Source organism: Massilia sp. Root133 (genome assembly GCF_001426525.1).
Lineage (GTDB): Bacteria > Pseudomonadota > Gammaproteobacteria > Burkholderiales > Burkholderiaceae_D > Telluria > Telluria orientalis.
This window is the reverse complement of record NZ_LMEW01000035.1, coordinates 468,374-486,453: the sequence shown is the minus strand read 5'-3', so window position 1 is coordinate 486,453 and position 18,080 is coordinate 468,374. Positions and strand designations below refer to the sequence as shown.

Below are 18,080 nucleotides of genomic sequence, written 5' to 3'. Positions count from 1 at the left end.
GCACGGCGGCGGCTTCGATTCGAGCGAGGACGATCAGCCCAGGCTTTCCAGGCGGATGCGCACCACCTTGCCCACGGTCGTCGCCAGGCTCTCGATCTTGGCGATCGCGGCGTTGACGTATTTTTCGCGGGTCTGGTGGGTGATGATGACGATGTCCGTGCGCGCCTTCTCGCCCGGCTCCTTCTGCAGCACGGCGTCGATCGAGATGCCGGCGTCGGCCAGGATGCGGGTCAGGTCGGCCATCACGCCCAGCTGGTCCTGCACGGTCACGCGCAGGTAGTAGCTGGTGCGGATCTCTTCCATCGGCAGGATCGGCACGTCGGCCAGTTCCGTCGGCTGGAACGCCAGGTGCGGCACGCGCGAATACGGGTCGGCGGTCGCCAGGCGGGTCACGTCGATCAGGTCGGCGATGACGGCGGAGGCGGTCGGCTCGGCGCCGGCGCCCTTGCCGTAGTACAGCGTCGCACCGACGGCGTCGGCCTGCACGAGCACGGCGTTCATCGCGCCTTCGACGTTCGCGATCAGGCGCGCGCCCGGCACGAGGGTCGGGTGCACGCGCAGTTCGATACCCTCTTTACCGTCGACCGTCGTGCGGCGCGTGATGCCCAGCAGCTTGATGCGGTAGCCCAGCTGTTCGGCGTAGCGCAGGTCCACGGCCTGCAGCTGGCTGATGCCCTCGATGTGGGCGCTGCCGAACTGCACGGGGATGCCGAACGCGATGGCGGACATGATGGTCAGCTTGTGCGCCGCGTCCACGCCTTCGATGTCGAAGGTCGGATCCGCTTCCGCATAGCCCAGTTCCTGCGCCTGCTTCAGCACGGTGTTGAAATCCAGGCCCTTGTCGCGCATCTCGGACAGGATGAAGTTCGTCGTGCCGTTGATGATGCCGGCGACGGATTCGATGCGGTTCGCGGACAGGCCTTCGCGCAGCGCCTTGATGATCGGGATGCCGCCGGCGACGGCCGCTTCGAACGCCACCATCACGCCCTTGGCCTGGGCCGCCTCGAAGATCTCATTGCCGTGCAGCGCCAGCAGCGCCTTGTTGGCGGTGACGACGTGCTTGCCGTTGGCGATCGCCTGCAGCACCAGTTCGCGCGTCAGGTCGTAGCCGCCGATCAGTTCGACGACGATGTCGATATCCGGATTGTTCACGACGGCGAACGGGTCGGCGACGACCTCGACTTCGCTGCCCACGATGCGCTTGGCGCGTTCGAGGTTACGGACGGCGACCATCGCAACCTCGATGCCGCGGCCGGCGCGGCGGCGGATCTCTTCCTGGTTGCGTTGGAGGACGTGGTAGGTGCCGGCACCGACGGTGCCGAGGCCGAGCAAGCCTGCTTTGATGGGTTTCATATGAATGTACTGTCTGCTGTCTGTCGTTCTCAGCGCGCGTGGCGGCGCCGGTAGCCATCGAGGAAGCGGGCGATACGGCCGCACGCATCCGTCAGGTCGTCGGAATTGGGGAGGAAGACCAGGCGGAAATGGTCCGGCGTCTTCCAGTTGAAGCCAGTGCCTTGCACCAGCAGGACTTTTTCCTCGGACAACAGCTCACAGATAAATTGCTGGTCATCGGCGATCGGGTAGATCTTCGGGTCGAGGCGTGGGAACATATACAGCGCCGCTTTTGGCTTGACGCAGGTAACGCCCGGGATATCGGTCAGGAGTTGGTGAGCCAGGTCGCGCTGGCGAGCGAGGCGGCCGCCGGGGGCCACGAGGTGCGCAATGCTCTGGTGGCCGCCGAGCGCGGTCTGGATCGCGAACTGGCCCGGCGCGTTGGCGCACAGGCGCATCGACGCGAGCATGTTCAGGCCTTCGATATAGTCCTTCGCATGGCGTTTTTCGCCGGAGAGGACCATCCAGCCGGCGCGGTAGCCGCACGAACGGTAGTTCTTCGACAGGCCGTTCAGCGTGACGAACAGGACGTCGTCGGCCAGCGAGGCGAGCGACACGTGCTCCTCGCCGTCGTACAGCGTCTTGTCGTAGATTTCGTCGGCGTAGACGATCAGCTGGTGCTGGCGCGCCAGTTCGACGATTTCCAGCAGCACGTCGCGCGAATACAGCGCGCCGGTCGGGTTGTTCGGGTTGATGACGACGATCGCGCGCGTGTTCGGCGTGATCTTCTTGCGCATGTCGTCGATGTCGGGCAGCCAGCCGGCCTGCTCGTCGCAGACATAATGCACGGGATTGCCGCCGGCCAGGCTGACGGCCGCCGTCCACAGCGGGTAGTCCGGCGCCGGGACGAGGACTTCGTCGCCGCTGTTCAGCAGGCCCTGCATCGCCATCACGATCAGTTCGGAGGCGCCGTTGCCCAGGTAGATGTCGTCGATGCCGACGCCGCGGATATTCTTTTCCTGGGTGTAATGCATGATCGCTTTGCGCGGTGCAAACATGCCCTTCGAATCCGTGTAGCCGGCCGAGTTCTGCATGTTGAGGATCATGTCGCGCACGATCTCGTCCGGCGGGTCGAACCCGAACACGGCCAGGTTGCCGATGTTCAGCTTGATGATCTTGTGGCCGTCTTCCTCCATCTGGCGCGCGATCTGCAGCGCCGGGCCACGGATCTCGTAGCAGACGTCGTCGAGCTTGTTGGATTTCAGAATCGGTCGCAAAATATCACCTTGGAAATGTATCTGAACACATCAGCACCGTCTCCGGGGGCTTCGAGAAACCGTAGCGAAGTAGGTTTATCGACGCCCCCGTTGTTGCAATGCGAAAAATTCCATTCTGCCCAATTGGCGGGGATTAAGCAACCGCCCATTGCTGGGACGTCATGGAAACCAGTTACAATACGCGCCCTGTGCCTGTCATTCCCCGGCTTGCCATCATGAAGCTCCATTCCAGCAGCACCGAAAAATACCAGACTGTCACCGGCTACGACCGGGCCGGCGTCGAGATCAACGCCCAGCGCTTCGACTACAGCGTGCTCGTGATGCCCGAAACGGCACCGCGCGCGTGGCCCGTCACGCGCTTCGAGGACCTGAAAGCCGAGCATTTCGAGGCGATCGCGGCCGACAAGCCGGACGTCGTCATCCTCGGCACCGGCGAGCGCCAGCGCTTCGTGCATCCGCGCCTCGTCACCAGCCTGTCCAGCCAGCGCATCGGCGTCGAAAGCATGGACAGCCACGCCGCCTGCCGCACCTACAACATCCTGATGGGCGAAGGCCGCAAGGTGACGCTGGCGCTGATCATCGAAGGGGACGCGAAGGCCGCATGAACGACCTGCACCGGAATAAAACCCTCACCTGGACCCTGCTGATCGTCTTTGCCGCCGTCCTGCTGTACGCACTGGGCGTGCGCACGCTCGTGCCGCCGGACGAAGGCCGCTACGCCGAGATGGCGCGCGAGATGTTCGCCAGCGGCGACTGGATCACGACGCGCCTGAACGGCATCAAGTATTTCGAAAAGCCCCCGCTGCAGACGTGGATGAACGCCCTGTCGTTCACCCTGTTCGGCCTCGGCGACTGGCAGGCGCGCCTGTGGACGGGCCTGTGCGGCCTGCTCGGCGTCGTCCTGACCGGCGTCGCGGGCACGCGCGTGTTCGGCGCGCGCATCGGCTTCTACGCCGCGCTGGTGCTCGGCTCCTCGTTCTACTGGGTCGCGTGCAGCCAGATCGATTCGCTCGACATGGGCCTGTCCGGCATGATGACGGTGGCCCTGTGCGCCCTGCTCATCGCCCAGCGCGACGATGCTTCCGAGTCCGAGCGCCGCAACTGGATGCTCGTGTGCTGGGCCGGCATGGCGCTGTCCGTGCTGTCCAAGGGCCTGATCGGCCTCGTGCTGCCGGGCGGCGTGCTCGTGTTCTACACGATCTTCTCGCGCGACTGGGCCATCTGGAAGCGCCTGCACCTCGTGAAAGGCCTGCTCCTGTTCTTCCTGATCGCCACGCCGTGGTTCGTGCTGGTCGGGCTGAAGAATCCGGAGCAGCCGCACTTCTTCTTCGTCCACGAACACTTCGACCGCTTCCTCAAGAAGGAACACCACCGCGAAGCGGCGTGGTACATCTTCTTCGTGCTGCTGGCCGCCGGCAGCGTGCCGTGGGTCGGCGTGCTGGTGCAAAGCCTGATCGGCGCCGCCCGCCGCGACGGCGAGACGACCAAATTCCGCCCGCGCCTGATGCTGCTCGTGTGGGTCGCGTTCATCACGCTGTTCTTCACCAAGTCGAATTCCAAGCTGCCCGGCTACATCCTGCCCGTGTTCCCCGCCGTCGCGCTGCTGGTGGCGGTCTACCTGGACGCCGGCACGCGCCGCGGCCGCATGATCACGGCGGCCCTGACGGCGCTGCTGGGCGTGGGCTTCCTCGTCACCGTCCCGTTCATGCTGAAGTTCGCCAAGCATGCGGGCGAGGACGTGCTGTACGCGGCCTATCAGCCGTGGGTGCTGGCGGCCGGCCTCGTGCTGCTGATCGGCGGCTGCCTCGCCCTGCTGTACGCACGCCAGATGCTGCGCGACCTGTTCGTCGTCGTGCTGGCCGTCGCCGGTTTCGCCGGTACGCAGCTGCTGCTCGTCGGCTTCGAGCCGATCGGGCAGGTGCGCGCGGGCGTCAACCTGCTGCCCGCATTGAAGGCCGCCGGCGCCGCGAATCCGGCCGTGAAAGTCTACTCGGTCGGCATCTACGAGCAGTCGCTGACCTTCTATCTCGGCCGTCCCGTGACGCTCGTCGATTACCGCGACGAGTTCGACTTCGGCCTCCAGCAGCAACCGGAACTCACGATCCCGACGATTCCCGAGTTCGTCGCCCGCTGGCGGCTCGATGCGGCCGCGGGCGTGCACGACGTGGCGATCACCCGTCCCGAGATCGCCGCGGACCTGCAGCGCCAGGGCGTCCCCCTGCGCATCGTGGCGGCGGACGCGCGCCGTACCGTCATCGCGAATTTTTGATACTCCCGAATGAACCTCACCACCTTTGCCTTCATCATCTCCGGCGTGATCCTGAACGCCTGTGCCCAGCTCCTGCTGAAAGCGGGCACCAACGCCATCGGCGGCGCCATCCACCTCACCATGAGCAACTGGTTCGAGACCTTCGTCAAGGTCGTGACCCAGCTGCCGATCCTGGGCGGCCTGGCGTGCTACGCCGTCTCGCTGGTCGTGTGGATCATCGGCCTGTCGCGCACGGACGTGACGATCGCGTATCCGATGCTGTCGCTGGGCTATGTCGTGTCCGCGTTCGGCGCGTGGATGTTCCTGGGCGAGGCGGTGTCGCCGCAGCGCCTGGCGGCCATCGGCGTCATCGTGGTGGGCGTCGTGTTGCTGGCGAGAACCTAATTTAGCGTCGGACAGGGCGCTGTTACAATGCCCGCTTTGCCCGCATATATCTTTATCAAGAAAATAACGAGTTTCCCATGACTGCCGAGCTGCCCTTCCTGCCCTTTTCCCGGCCCACCATCGACGAAGAGACCATCGCCGCCGTCGGCGAAGTGCTGCGCTCCGGCTGGATCACGACCGGTCCGAAAAACCAGGCATTCGAGGCCCTGCTGTCGGAATACTTCGGCGGCCGCCCGGTCCGCACCTTCAATTCCGGCACCTGCACGATGGAGATCGCGCTGCGCATCGCCGGCATCAAGCCGGGCGATGAAGTGATCACGACGCCGATCTCGTGGCCGGCCACCGCCAACGTGATCATCGAGGTGGGCGCGACGCCGGTCTTCGCCGACATCGACCCGGTCACGCGCAACATGGACCTGGACAAGCTGGAAGCCGCGATCACCCCGCGTACGAAGGCGATCATCCCCGTGTACCTCTCCGGCCTGCCTCTGGACATGGACCGCCTGTACGCGATCGCGCACAAGCACGACCTGCGCGTCGTCGAGGATGCCGCGCAGGCCATCGGCTCGCTGTGGAACGGCAAGCGCATCGGCTCGTTCGGCGACTTCGCGTCGTTCAGCTTCCAGGCCAACAAGAACATCACGACGGGCGAAGGCGGTTGCCTCGTGCTGAACAACCTGGAAGAAGCGCGCCTGGCCGAGAAGTACCGCCTGCAGGGCGTGACGCGCAGCGGCGTGGACGGCATCGACGTCGACGTCCTGGGCGGCAAGTACAACATGAGCGACATCATGGCCACCATCGGCCTGGGCCAGATGAAGAACCTGGAGGCGCTGACGGCGCACCGCGCCGCGCTGGCGCGCCATTACTTCGACTGCTTCGGCCCCGATTTCGAGGCGCAGACCGGCGCCCAGCTGCCGATCCAGGCCTTCGGCACGAGCAACTGGCACCTGTTCCAGATCATCCTGCCGGACAACGGCCCCGGCACGCGCGCCGACTTCATGACCCGCATGCAGAAGGAACACAACGTCGGCACCGGCTACCACTACGCGCCGATCCACCTGTTCACGCTGTACCGCGAGCGCGGCTTCAAGGAAGGGATGTTCCCCGTCGCCGAGAAGATCGGCCGCCTGACCGTCACGCTGCCGATGTTCAATGCGATGACGTTCGCGGACGTCGAGCGTGCCGTCGCAGCCGTAAAGTCGGTACTCAACAGCGCGGCACTCAACAGCGCGGTGCTCGCAAAATGACGGCGGTGGCGATGAAACCGGAAGTCTCGGTCGTCATTCCGGTCTATAACGAGGAAGCGGGCCTGGCGAATTTGTTCGCGCGCCTGTACCCCGCCATGGATGCGCTCGGTATCGCGTACGAAGTCGTCTTCGTCAACGACGGCAGCCGCGACAACTCGGTGGCGATCCTGGCGGAGCAGTACCGCAAGCGCCCGGACGTCACGCGCGTCGTCCTCTTCAACGGCAACTACGGCCAGCACATGGCGATCCTCGCGGGCTTCGAGCAGACGCGCGGCCAGATCGTCATCACGCTCGACGCCGACCTGCAGAACCCGCCGGAAGAGATCCACAAGCTGATTGCCAAGATGCGCGAGGGTTACGACTACGTGGGCTCGATCCGCCGCAAGCGCCAGGATTCCGCGTGGCGAACGGTGGCATCGAAGGCGATGAACCGGGTGCGCGAGCGCATCACGAACATCCACATCACGGACCAGGGGAACATGCTGCGCGCGTACGGCCGCAACGTGATCGACCTCGTCAACCAGTGCGGCGAAGTGAACACCTTCGTGCCGGCGCTCGCGTACAAGTTCGCGCGCAAGCCGACGGAGATCGTCGTCGAGCACGAGGAACGCGCGGCCGGCGAATCGAAGTATTCGCTGTACAGCCTCATTCGCCTGAACTTTGACCTGATGACGGGCTTCTCGCTCGTGCCGCTGCAGATGTTCTCGCTGCTGGGCATGACCCTGTCGCTGCTGTCGGCGCTGCTGGTGATCGTGCTCATCTTCCGCCGCTTCCTGCTGGGCGCCGAGGCGGAAGGCGTGTTCACGCTGTTCGCGATCGCGTTCTTCTTCATGGGCGTGATCCTGTTCGGCATCGGCCTCGTGGGCGAATACGTGGGCCGCATCTACCAGCAGGTGCGCGCACGGCCGCGCTACGTCGTCGCGACGATCCTGGAGGGCGTGCCGCCGGACCTGGCGGAACTCGACGGGATCGAGAAGCGGCAGGTCGCGCGCTGAGTATCTGGCCGCGGCCATAAAATCGTCGTTCCCGCGAAAGCGGGGATGACGGTGTTTTGCATGCTCATCCCAAATTGACTCGAACACTATGACCCAACCCCGCAAACGCGCAGTCGTCTTCGCCTACCACAACGTGGGCGTGCGCTGCCTGAAGGTGCTGCTGGCCGGCGGCGTCGACGTCGCGCTCGTCATCACGCACCAGGACAGCGCCACCGAAAACATCTGGTTCGAATCCGTCCTCTCGCTGTGCGAGACCGAAAGTATCCCCTACCTCACGCCGATCGATGCGAAAGGCGCCGACCTGGCCGAGGCCATCCGGGCCGCGCAGCCGGACCTGATGTTCAGCTTCTACTTCCGCCACATGCTGCCGCAGGCGATCCTCGACATCGCGCCCGCGTACAACATGCACGGCTCGCTGCTGCCGGCGTTCCGCGGCCGCGCGCCCACCAACTGGGCCGTGCTGCACGGCGCCACCGAGACGGGCGCCACCCTGCACGAGATGACGGTGAAACCGGACGCCGGCGCCATCGTCGCCCAGCAGGCCGTCCCGATCCTGCCGGACGACACCGCGTTCGAAGTGTTCGGCAAGGTGACGGTCGCCGCGGAGCTGGCGCTGTACCACGTGCTGCCGAGTCTCCTCGCCGGCACGGCGCCGCGCACGCCCAACGACCTGACGAAGGGCGGCTACTTCGGCGGCCGCAAGCCGGAAGACGGCCGCATCGACTGGACCAAACCGGCGCAGGAGGTGTACAACCTGCACCGCGCCGTCGCCCCGCCCTACCCCGGCGCCTTCACGGACGTCGGGCCGCGCCGCTACGTCATCGAACGCGCTCGATTACAGAACGGTAATGTTCAGGGCCTCTCGCCGGGTCTTGCGGTCATCGATAATGCCATCCTCGGCGTCTGCGGCGACGGCCGCGCGCTGGTCATCCACAGCCTGCTGGCCGACGGCCTGCGCATCTCCCCTGCCGAACTGCGGGCACAACTCGCAGAAGGCCAGGCCTGAACAAGCATCCAGGAAAACCCACATGAAAAAAGTCCTCATCCTCGGCGTCAACGGCTTCATCGGCCACCACCTGTCCAAGCGCATCCTCGAGACGACCGACTGGGAAGTCTACGGCATGGACATGGCGTCCGACCGCATCGCGCACCTACTGGACAATCCGCGCATGCACTTCTTCGAAGGCGACATCACGATCAACACGGAATGGGTCGAGTACCACGTCAAGAAATGCGACGTGATCCTGCCGCTGGTCGCCATCGCGACGCCGTCGACGTATGTGAAGGAGCCGCTGAAAGTCTTCGAACTGGACTTCGAGGCGAACCTGCCGATCGTCCGCTCGGCCGCGAAATATAAAAAGCACCTGATCTTCCCGTCGACGTCGGAAGTCTATGGCATGAGCCGCGACGCCGAATTCGATCCGGAGAACTCGGAACTGGTCTATGGCCCGATCAACAAGCCGCGCTGGATCTACGCCTGCGCGAAGCAGCTGATGGACCGCGTGATCTGGGGCTACGGCATGGAAGGCCTGAACTTCACGCTGTTCCGCCCGTTCAACTGGATCGGCGCCGGCCTGGACTCCATCCACACGCCGAAGGAAGGTTCGTCGCGCGTGCTGACGCAGTTCTTCGGCCACATCGTGCGCGGCGAGACCATCCAGCTCGTCGACGGCGGCCACCAGAAGCGCGCGTTCACGTACATCGACGACGGCATCGCGGCGCTCATGAAGATCATCGAGAACAAGGATGGCCGTGCCACCGGCCAGATCTACAACATCGGCAACCCGGTCAACAATTATTCGATCCGCGAACTGGCCGACATGATGATGAAGCTCGCGGCCGAGTACCCGGAATACGCGGCCGGCGCGCAGAAGGTGCAGATCGTCGAGACCAGCTCGGGCGCCTACTACGGCACCGGCTACCAGGACGTGCAGAACCGCGTGCCGAAGATCGAGAACACGAAGAACGATCTCGGTTGGGCACCGACCGTGACGATGGCGGACGCGCTGCGCCACATCTTCGACGCCTACCGCGGCCAGGTCGCGGCGGCCCAGGCCCTCGTCGATTAAGGAACGACCTTGGCACCGCTGCTCGTCCTCAAGATCGACGTCGACACCTACCGCGGCACGCGCGAAGGCGTGCCCAACCTCGTGCGCATGCTGAGCAAGCACGGGGCCGGGGCGACGTTCCTGTTTTCGCTGGGCCCCGACCACACCGGATGGGCGATGCGGCGCGCGCTGCGTCCCGGCTTCTTCCAGAAGGTGTCGCGCACGTCCGTGGTTGAACACTACGGCGTCAGGACGCTGATGTACGGCGTGCTGCTGCCCGGCCCGGACATCGGGGCGAAGGCGGCGGCCGAGATGCGCGCCGCGCGCGACGCCGGCTTCGAATGCGGCATCCACACGTGGGACCACGTCTGGTGGCAGGACAACGTGCGCGGGCGCGATGCCGCGTGGACGGACCGCATGATGAAGAAGAGCGAGCAGCGCTATACGCAGGTGTTCGGCGAGCCGCCGCACACGCACGGCGCGGCGGGCTGGCAAATGAACCCGCATGCCTTCGCCCGTCATGACGCCGTCGGCTACCGCTACGCGTCGGACGGCCGCGCCCAGTTGCGCGACGATGGCTCGCTGGCCGATCCGCAGTTCGGCCCGTACCGCTACCGGGGCCTGTCGCACATCCAGATGCCCACCACGCTGCCCACGCTGGACGAGCTGCTGGGCCGCGAGATCGACGGCACCGTCATCGACGAGAACAATATCGCCGCCCATTTGCTCAAGCTGACGGCGGATCCGCAACGCGACCACGTGTATACCTTGCACGCAGAGCTTGAAGGACAGAAACTCGCCCCCATATTCGAGCAGCTGTTGTCAGGTTGGAAAGCCCAGGGCTACCGACTTGCCTCGATGGCGGACTATTATGAGAAGATAAAAGGCGACCCGCTGCCCGAGCATCCGGTCCAGTGGGGCGAGTTACCGGGACGATCGGGCGAACTGATCATCCTCGACAAGACTATGTAAGCACGCGGTGCTAGGGCCGCGAGACAGGAGAAAACCGTGGCCGAAAGCCCAACCGCAGCACCCGCAACCGCAGACGGCGCCGCCGCGCCCTTGGCGAATTTCAGCGCGCCGATGACCGGCGACCGGACTTTTCAACTGAACGGTCGCCCCGCGCGCTACACGGTGCTGTACTTCTATCCCAAAGACAATACTCCCGGCTGCACGACGGAAGCGATGAACTTCCGCGACCGCTACGACGAATTCAAGGCGCTGAACACCGACGTCTACGGCATCAGCCGCGATTCCCTGCGCTCGCACGAAAACTTCAAGACCAAACTGGGCCTGCCCTTCGAACTGATTTCCGATCCGGACGAAGCCGTGTGCACCCAGTTCGACGTCATGAAGATGAAGAATATGTACGGCAAAAAAGTGCGGGGGGTCGAGCGCAGTACGTTTGTCATTGACGCTGACGGCAAGTTGGTGAAAGAATGGCGTGGCGTGAAAGTCAATGATCACGTCCAAGAAGTGCTGGAATTTCTACAAAGCCAGCCTTGAAGAGCGGGCTGGCGATGGTTCTTACAAACCTTTAGCCGAGCGTTCGCCTATTTTGAGTCACTGTTTTACCTCACCGCATCATTCCAATCTGGCTGCCGGCCAGGGCCCCCGTCTGGGCTCGCCGGCGCCTCGCAGCTCCCCCCAGTTGCATCTGTCTGCCCGGCGGCGCGCGCGTGCCGTGCGGTGCGTTTTTCCGACTTTTTTTCTGGATTGAGAACCTGATGCCACTGCCTAAACTCCCCACCAAGCCGGCAACCATTTTGCTGGCCAAGGATTACCCGAGGGCCGAACCGGGCAAGACGCCTGTGCGCGCAACCGCGAAAGCGGAAAACGACCCCGTCGAAGACCTGATCAGCGGCCCGGCCGTGCCGGCCCCGAAGGCGACGAAGCCGCGCAAGTCGAAGGCCGCCCTGCTGGCCGAGGCGCCCGCGCGCGAAGACACGCCGGTGGCTGCGCCACCCACGCCCCCGATGCCCGCACGCGGCGAAAAGCCTGCGAAACCCGGCAAGGCGAAGGCCGAAGGCGCCGGCGCCAAGCTGCGCGAGAGCGACATGAACGAACCGCATCCGGCCAAGCACAAGCCGGTCGAGGTCAACGTCAAGTCGCAAGCGAGCCGCAAGGCCGACACGTCGGGCACCACGAAGGTGTTCGTGCTCGACACGAACGTGCTGATGCACGACCCGACCTCGCTGTTCCGCTTCGAGGAACACGACGTCTACCTGCCGATGATGACGCTGGAAGAACTCGACAACCACAAGAAGGGGATGTCGGAGGTCGCGCGCAACGCACGCCAGGTCTCGCGTACGCTGGACGCGCTGATCGCCAATGTCGACGACGACGCCATCGAGACCGGCATTCCACTGGCCAAGCTGGGCAACAAGGATGCGAAGGGCCGCCTGCACTTCCAGACGCGCCTGAACGGCGCCGCCCTGCCGGAGGGTCTCCCGTCCGGCAAGGCCGACAACCAGATCCTCGGTGTCGTGCGCGCGCTGGAAGCGGAGCAGCCGGGCCGCGCGATCGTGCTGGTGTCGAAGGACATCAACATGCGCATCAAGGCGCGTGCGCTGGGCCTGGCCGCCGAAGACTACTTCAACGACCACGTGCTGGAAGACACCGACCTGCTGTACTCGGGCATCGTCCAGCTGCCGGACGACTTCTGGACGAAGCACGGCAAGGGCGTCGAATCGTGGCAGGAGATCAAGGGCGGCTACTCGTCCACGTTCTACCGCATCACGGGTCCGCTGATCCCGACCCTGCTCGTCAACCAGTTCGTGTACCTGGAACCGAAGAACGGCGAAGCGCCGCTGTACGCCCAGGTCAAGCAGATCAACGGCAAGACCGCCGTGCTGCAGACCCTGCGCGACTATTCCAGCAACAAGAACAACGTGTGGGGCATCACGGCGCGCAACCGCGAGCAGAACTTCGCGCTGAACCTCCTGATGAATCCGGAAGTCGACTTCGTCTCGCTGCTCGGCCAGGCCGGTACCGGCAAGACGCTGCTGGCGCTGGCCGCCGGTCTCGCGCAGGTGCTGGAGACGAAGGTCTACAACGAGATCATCGTCACCCGCGTGACCGTGCCCGTCGGCGAAGACATCGGCTTCCTGCCGGGCACCGAGGAAGAAAAGATGTCGCCGTGGATGGGCGCCTTCGACGACAACCTGGAAGTGCTGATGAAGGGCGACGGCGACGCCGGCGACTGGGGCCGCGCGGCGACGCAGGACCTGATCCGTTCGCGCATCAAGATCAAGTCGCTGAACTTCATGCGCGGCCGCACGTTCGTGAACAAATTCCTCATCATCGACGAGGCGCAGAACCTGACGCCGAAGCAGATGAAGACGCTGGTCACGCGCGCGGGTCCGGGCACGAAGATCCTCTGCCTCGGCAACATCGCGCAGATCGACACGCCTTACCTCACCGAGGGCTCGAGCGGCCTGACGTACGTGGTCGACCGCTTCAAGGGCTGGGGTCACGGCGGCCACGTGACCCTGGCGCGCGGCGAGCGTTCGCGCCTGGCGGATCACGCGAGCGACGTGCTGTAACGGTCGACTTCCCCGATAAAAAAGCCTGTGCGCCGAAAGGTGCTCAGGCTTTTTTTTCACCGTCGTCCCCGCGAAGGCGGGAACCCAATTTTGCTGGCGTTACCGCAGCGCTCGCAAAATCGGGCCCCTGCCTGCGCAGGGGCGACGTTGTTTTGCCGTGCGGCTTAGCGCACGATGCAATCCACCTTGTTCTGCTGCGCCGCAGGCCCCTGCGACGCCAGCGGTCCACCCGTACCGATATTGAACGTCGGCGGCGGAGTGAACTTCAGCCCCGGATTCTGCGGGATCACGATCGGCGGCACGGTCATGTTGGGCACGAAGCCGAACTGGCCGGCCTGGAAATGCTGGGCGCCGCCCGGGTTCGTCACGACGATCATGCCGTCCAGGACGGCCACGTGCAGACCCGGCGCCAGGTCGGGCACGAGACCGGGCGTGACCGGCCCCGGCGCCTGCTTCGCCGCGGCCGCGTCTTCGACCCACTGCGCGATGAACGTCGTGCCGCGGATACCGATCGTGGCGGCCGGCGTCTTGAGCTGGAACTTCTCCTTGTTGCGCTTGCCCAGCAGGCCCGTGATCGAGCGCAGGCCGCCCTTCACGAGGCTGAATGCGGCGCTGTCGGCTTCCGGCTTGTCGGCGTCATACGCGAAGTTGTCGATCTTGAAGGTCGTGCCCGGTCGCAGCGTGATCTCGCTGTTGTCGATGAAGCGGATCTGCGCGTAGGTGTTCTTCTCCGCCACGAGCGTGTCGCCGCTCTCCACTTCCGACTTCGCTGCGAGTATCTTGACGGTGCCGTCGGCCTTGCGGTCCATCAGCGGCCCGCTCAGGTGCTCCACGATGCCCACGGCCTGCCCTGCCCATGCCGCGCCTGCGCCGCACAGCAGCACGGCGCACAGCAGGACCCGGGCCAGCGCCTCAATTACAGTACATTTTGGTCGCAGGTTTTTCATTCTTGACTCCAGATAGTTCCGCTTGCGCGAGGCCCGACAGGCGTTCGCCCGGCTTGGCGGCCGCCGCGTCCTTGTCGCTCTTGTCGGCACCGCTGCCGGAGACAGTGGGCGTCGACGTGTTGATGAGTTGGACGACCGTCTGTACCGCCTGGGCCACCGGCGTGCCCTTCGCATCCTGGCCGGCGCCGCCGCTGCCGCCGAACACCACGCAGACGGCGTCGCCCGGATGCGTGCTGCAGAACGACGCCGTCGGCAGCACGGCTTCGCAGCCCGCCGTGTTCGGCGCCGCCGCGCACACCGCGAGGCTCGGCAGGCGCACGTCGCAACCCTGCAGGCTCGGGCTGCCGATGCATTGCGCCAGGGTCGGCAGCACGGCGTCGCAGCCGGGCAGCTTCGTATTGCCCTGGCATTGCGTCAGCGTGGGCAGGATGCCGCTGCAGCTCGCATCGTGCGGGTTCGCGAGGCAGGCCTGGAAGCCCAGCGCCAGCACCTGCGTACAACCTTCCAGCGACGGCGTCAGCTTGCACACGTCCAGTTTCGGCAGGACGTCGCCGCAGCCCGCGCCGGACGGATTCGCGAGGCAGGCGTCGAACCGGGCGCGCGCCAGCACGGCCGCGCAGCCGTAGGCGCTGCCGTCCGCGCGGCACTGGTCCAGCGGCGGCAGGGTCGCCGTGCAGCCCGGCGCCTTCGGATCGGCGATACAGGCGCTGATGGCGTCGTGTTCCTTGATGACGACCGCGCAGCCATAGGTCGCCGGCGCCGTCTTGCAGACGTCGTACACGGGCAGCGTGGTCGTGCAGCCCGGCGCCTTCGGGTCGGCCATGCACGCGGTGATCGCATCGTGTTCCTTGATGATGGCACCGCAGCCCGGTGCGGTGGGCTGGGCCGAACACGTCTCGTACGTCGGCATGATCTCGCCGCAGTGCGGGGCGGACGGATTCGCCGTGCAGGCCTGCAGCGCGGCCGCCAGCACGGGGGCGCAGCCGGCCGCGGTGCGGTCGGCGAGGCAGGCGTCGAGTGTCGGCGTTGGCGGCGGGGTCGTGGTGCCACCGTTCGTGGAAGTGATGTCGACGTGCGCGCCCGTGACCCGGTTCGGCGCGATCTCCGTGGTGCCTGCCGTGATGGTGACGTTGCCGGTGACCGACATGACGTTGGCGCTGTCGCTGATCTTGAGGGCGCCGCCATTGTCGGCGAAGAGACGCACGTTGCCGCTCGTCGTCGCCACGCGGCCGTCGATGGTCAGCGGGCTGTGCGTCGTGAGGCTGATGTCGCCGCTGTTGGTGCGCACTTCGCCGACGCCGTTGTTCACGTCGAACGCGGGCACGATCATGCCGCCCACGCTGTCGATGGCGATCGCGCCAGCATTGCCCTCACCGTCCTGCACGGCCCGGCGCAGCTCGAGGAAACCCGTGTTGGCGATGTTGATCGGCAGGCTGCCCGTGCCCTGGTTGGACGCCGTCAGGATACCGGTGCTTGTCTTGAGCGGGCTCGTCGTGGTGCCGATGCCGGCGCTGGACTTCAGCGTCAGCGTGCCGGCCTGCAGCAGGCCGCTGCCTGCGATGCCCGCCGCGTCCAGGGTCGCGCCGGCGCCGGCGATGCCGGCATCGAGCGTCAGGAGACCGCCGGTGATGACTTGCACGCTGGCGTTCGGCGCGGCGATGCCGCTCGTGCCGTCGACGGTGCCGATGCGCAGGGCGCCCCGGTTCACGACGTGGAACGGGTCGCCGCTCGCACTGCCGGACAGCGTGCCGATCTCGTTGGCGCCGGTGAGAATCACCTGGCCGCCGCGCAGCGCCACGTTGCCCGCCCTGAGGGTGCCCGTATCGCGTTCGTAGATGCCGAGGCTGGACGCCAGCGCCACGGTGCCGGTCGCGCCCAGCGGCGCCTTGATCGCCAGCTCGCCGGCGCCCGCATCGAGGGTCAGCTTCGCGCCCGCGAAGCTCGCGGCGCCGTCGACGTCGATGCCACCCCAGCCGCCGGCCAGCCCGCCGATCGTGAGATCGTTCGTCTGCACATTGGACAGGGCCGCCTGGCCAATCATGAAGCCGTCGGACTGGCCCGTGCCGCCGATGCTGATGTGCGTGCCCGCGCTGCTGGGCTGCAGCGTGACCTTGTCGGCGGACACGGTCGCGCCGATGGCGAGCTGGTCGCCCTGCAGCAGCACGGATTTCGCTGCCTTCACGCCGCCCGCGACGTCGATCCGGCCGCCATCGGCGTACTGGCTCGCGATGAAGCGGCTGGCCGCGTTCGCGGTCAGGTCGACGGGCGCGCCGATGTGGATGTCGCCGGCGTTTTCCAGCACCACGTTGGTCGCCGCGGAGAGCGCGCTGTCGACGGACACGGTGCCCTTGTGCACGCTGTTGCCCACGTTGATCTCGAACAGGTTGATGCTCAGGCGCTGCAGGGATGCTTCGTCCAGCGCCAGCGCTCCCGTGCTGCCGGTGCCCGTGCCGATGCTGATGGCGCGGCCCGGATCGGCCGACGTCAGGGTCAGGATCGGCAACTGGCCGGTACCGGCGATGCCACCCGCCAGCGTGATCTGGTTGGCGCTGATGTCGATGTAGTTCCCGGTCTTGAGCAGGCCGTTGGCGCCCAGCGTGAACGCATTCTGCGCGCGGAAATCGAGGTCGCCGCCCGCGCTCACCTGGGCGTTGATGCGGATGTCGTTGCCCGCCGTCGCGCGTACGCTGGCGGCTGCGTCCAGCGCGTCCGTGATGGTGAGGTCGTGCTCCGCCTGCAGGACGACGTCCGTGCCCGGGGCCGTCAACGTGGCGGGCGCCACGCGGGTGACGTTGTCGGTGCCCGCCGTGCCGTCCGCCACGACCTCGATGTCGTACGGGTCCAGCAGCCACGTGCCGTTCTTCCCCTTGCTGCCGGAGGCGTCGACCGCGATGCCGTCCACGTCGAGCGCATGGCCCGACGTCTCGACCTTGCCGCCGGCCGCGCCGCCGCGCGCGGACACGACGCCGTGCGCCGCCGTCGCGCCGTCGGACCACAGCACGACCTTGCCGCCGTTGCCGGCACTGCCGTCCGCGCGGATGACGGCGCCTTTCGCGACGCTGGTGGTCTGCGCGCGCATGATGCCGCCGCCGCCCTGCCAGCCGCCGCCGACGAGCACCGTGCCGCCATTGCGGCCGCTCGCATCCACGCCCGCGCCGGCGGCGACATTCACCTGCTCGCCCAGCACCTGCACCGTGCCGCCGTCCGCGCCCGCGCTACCGGCAGCGCGCGTTACGCTGCCCGCGTCCAGCGCGACCGCGCGGGTCGCTTTCAGGACGACGCGGCCGTTCGCGCCCATGACGGCGCTGTCCGCGTTGACGACGCCGCGCTGGTTCACGAGCGCGCCGTAGATGCCGATGCGGCCGCCCTGCGCGATCACCTGGCCCAGGTTGATGGCCTGTCCGGCCGGCGCGGAAAGCTCCACACGCAGGTCCGGATCGTTCGAATCCACCAGCTGCACGCTGTGGCCCGCCGCGAGGATCACGTCGCCGTCCGGCGCCGTAACGATGCCCGTGTTCTCGACGTGCGGCGCGATCAGGAAGACCTGGCCGCCGGACGGCGTCGCGATCGTGCCTTCGTTGCGCACGCTGCCCGCGACGGTGCCGGCCTGGAAGCGCTTGCGGCCCGCCCGGAAGTCGGCATCGCCGATGTCCAGCGTGGAGGCCACGAGGCCGTTCACGTCCACGCGCGCGCCCTGGCCGAACAGGATGCCGTTTGGGTTGATCAGGAAGACCTTGCCGTTCGATTGCAACGCGCCGAGGATCTTCGTCGGGTCCTGGCCCAGCACGCGGTTCAGCACCGCGCTGTCCGCGCCCTGCTGGATGAAGCGCATGACCTCGCCTGCGCCGATATTGAAGCTCTGCCAGTTGATGATCGCGCCGGGCGTGTTCGTGATCGAGAACACGTTGCCCTGCTGGTTGAACGTCGCCTGGCCCGCGACGACCTGCGGCAGCGTGGGCGCGGCGGAACCGGTGGCGCAGTAACACGCCGCGAGCAGCAGCGCACCGAGCCGTCTTTGGATGGAAGAAGTCATGGA

14 protein-coding genes are annotated in these 18,080 nt (G+C 66.2%); 10 read left to right on the top strand and 4 right to left on the bottom strand.

The genetic code is table 11. From position 1 onward, the window contains the following. Window positions 1-33: 33 nt before the first annotated feature. Together ASD28_RS28875 and ASD28_RS28870 are read right to left on the bottom strand one after the other, a co-directional pair. Complete coding sequence (locus ASD28_RS28875) at window positions 34-1,353, bottom strand: homoserine dehydrogenase (protein WP_036233023.1); 1,320 nt, start codon at window positions 1,351-1,353, stop codon at window positions 34-36. 29 nt (window positions 1,354-1,382) lie between these two features. Continuing rightward, on the bottom strand, window positions 1,383-2,609 hold the full coding sequence (locus ASD28_RS28870; protein WP_056136773.1) for a pyridoxal phosphate-dependent aminotransferase: 1,227 nt from the start codon (window positions 2,607-2,609) through the stop codon (window positions 1,383-1,385). 215 nt (window positions 2,610-2,824) lie between these two features. On the opposite strand from ASD28_RS28870, the gene ASD28_RS28865 reads away from it, so the two are divergent. The 10 genes from ASD28_RS28865 to ASD28_RS28820 all read left to right on the top strand — a co-directional run bounded on the left by ASD28_RS28865 (window position 2,825) and on the right by ASD28_RS28820 (window position 13,097). Further along, window positions 2,825-3,214, top strand: coding sequence for an Mth938-like domain-containing protein (locus ASD28_RS28865; RefSeq protein ID WP_056136772.1), 390 nt, complete (start codon window positions 2,825-2,827; stop codon window positions 3,212-3,214). Beyond that, complete coding sequence (locus ASD28_RS28860; protein ID WP_056136770.1) at window positions 3,211-4,878, top strand: glycosyltransferase family 39 protein; 1,668 nt, start codon at window positions 3,211-3,213, stop codon at window positions 4,876-4,878. Before ASD28_RS28865 ends, ASD28_RS28860 begins: the two co-directional genes overlap by 4 nt. A gap of 9 nt (window positions 4,879-4,887) precedes the next feature. Beyond that, window positions 4,888-5,262: a 4-amino-4-deoxy-L-arabinose transferase gene (locus tag ASD28_RS28855; RefSeq protein ID WP_056136768.1), complete on the top strand. Its 375-nt coding sequence runs from the start codon at window positions 4,888-4,890 to the stop codon at window positions 5,260-5,262. 77 nt (window positions 5,263-5,339) lie between these two features. Next, the gene (locus ASD28_RS28850; RefSeq protein WP_056136767.1) at window positions 5,340-6,509 is read left to right on the top strand and encodes a DegT/DnrJ/EryC1/StrS aminotransferase family protein; all 1,170 of its coding nucleotides are present in this window, start codon (window positions 5,340-5,342) and stop codon (window positions 6,507-6,509) included. Between the two features lie 11 nt (window positions 6,510-6,520). Then, window positions 6,521-7,504 carry a glycosyltransferase gene (locus ASD28_RS28845; RefSeq protein ID WP_056136935.1) on the top strand — a complete coding sequence of 328 codons (984 nt, stop codon included), beginning with the start codon at window positions 6,521-6,523 and terminating at the stop codon, window positions 7,502-7,504. Window positions 7,505-7,592: 88 nt separating this feature from the next. Next, complete coding sequence (locus ASD28_RS28840) at window positions 7,593-8,510, top strand: formyltransferase (RefSeq protein WP_056136765.1); 918 nt, start codon at window positions 7,593-7,595, stop codon at window positions 8,508-8,510. 22 nt (window positions 8,511-8,532) lie between these two features. Continuing rightward, the gene (locus tag ASD28_RS28835) at window positions 8,533-9,573 is read left to right on the top strand and encodes a bifunctional UDP-4-keto-pentose/UDP-xylose synthase (protein ID WP_056136763.1); all 1,041 of its coding nucleotides are present in this window, start codon (window positions 8,533-8,535) and stop codon (window positions 9,571-9,573) included. Between the two features lie 9 nt (window positions 9,574-9,582). Continuing rightward, window positions 9,583-10,524: a polysaccharide deacetylase family protein gene (locus ASD28_RS28830; protein WP_056136761.1), complete on the top strand. Its 942-nt coding sequence runs from the start codon at window positions 9,583-9,585 to the stop codon at window positions 10,522-10,524. Window positions 10,525-10,560: 36 nt separating this feature from the next. Then, a complete protein-coding gene (locus ASD28_RS28825; RefSeq protein WP_267873886.1) occupies window positions 10,561-11,058 on the top strand; it encodes a peroxiredoxin in 498 nt (165 codons plus the stop codon). A gap of 221 nt (window positions 11,059-11,279) precedes the next feature. Next, on the top strand, window positions 11,280-13,097 hold the full coding sequence (locus ASD28_RS28820) for a PhoH family protein (RefSeq protein WP_056136756.1): 1,818 nt from the start codon (window positions 11,280-11,282) through the stop codon (window positions 13,095-13,097). Window positions 13,098-13,261: 164 nt separating this feature from the next. Here ASD28_RS28820 and ASD28_RS28815 read toward each other — a convergent pair whose 3' ends face one another. Then, a complete protein-coding gene (locus ASD28_RS28815; protein ID WP_082577196.1) occupies window positions 13,262-14,044 on the bottom strand; it encodes a FecR family protein in 783 nt (260 codons plus the stop codon). Then, window positions 14,010-18,077 carry a filamentous hemagglutinin N-terminal domain-containing protein gene (locus ASD28_RS28810; RefSeq protein ID WP_056136754.1) on the bottom strand — a complete coding sequence of 1,356 codons (4,068 nt, stop codon included), beginning with the start codon at window positions 18,075-18,077 and terminating at the stop codon, window positions 14,010-14,012. Before ASD28_RS28810 ends, ASD28_RS28815 begins: the two co-directional genes overlap by 35 nt. Between the last annotated feature and the right edge of the window lie 3 nt (window positions 18,078-18,080).

What these genes read in the sequence shown, in the direction of transcription:
- ASD28_RS28850 (WP_056136767.1), top strand. Translation starts at nt 5,340, where the DNA reads ATGACTGCCGAGCTGCCCTTCCTGCCCTTTTCCCGGCCCACCATCGAC.
- ASD28_RS28835 (WP_056136763.1), top strand. Translation starts at nt 8,533, where the DNA reads ATGAAAAAAGTCCTCATCCTCGGCGTCAACGGCTTCATCGGCCACCAC.
- ASD28_RS28840 (WP_056136765.1), top strand. Translation starts at nt 7,593, where the DNA reads ATGACCCAACCCCGCAAACGCGCAGTCGTCTTCGCCTACCACAACGTG.
- ASD28_RS28865 (WP_056136772.1), top strand. Translation starts at nt 2,825, where the DNA reads ATGAAGCTCCATTCCAGCAGCACCGAAAAATACCAGACTGTCACCGGC.
- ASD28_RS28875 (WP_036233023.1), bottom strand. Translation starts at nt 1,353, where the DNA reads ATGAAACCCATCAAAGCAGGCTTGCTCGGCCTCGGCACCGTCGGTGCC.
- ASD28_RS28860 (WP_056136770.1), top strand. Translation starts at nt 3,211, where the DNA reads ATGAACGACCTGCACCGGAATAAAACCCTCACCTGGACCCTGCTGATC.
- ASD28_RS28820 (WP_056136756.1), top strand. Translation starts at nt 11,280, where the DNA reads ATGCCACTGCCTAAACTCCCCACCAAGCCGGCAACCATTTTGCTGGCC.
- ASD28_RS28815 (WP_082577196.1), bottom strand. Translation starts at nt 14,044, where the DNA reads ATGAAAAACCTGCGACCAAAATGTACTGTAATTGAGGCGCTGGCCCGG.
- ASD28_RS28845 (WP_056136935.1), top strand. Translation starts at nt 6,521, where the DNA reads ATGAAACCGGAAGTCTCGGTCGTCATTCCGGTCTATAACGAGGAAGCG.
- ASD28_RS28855 (WP_056136768.1), top strand. Translation starts at nt 4,888, where the DNA reads ATGAACCTCACCACCTTTGCCTTCATCATCTCCGGCGTGATCCTGAAC.
- ASD28_RS28810 (WP_056136754.1), bottom strand. Translation starts at nt 18,077, where the DNA reads ATGACTTCTTCCATCCAAAGACGGCTCGGTGCGCTGCTGCTCGCGGCG.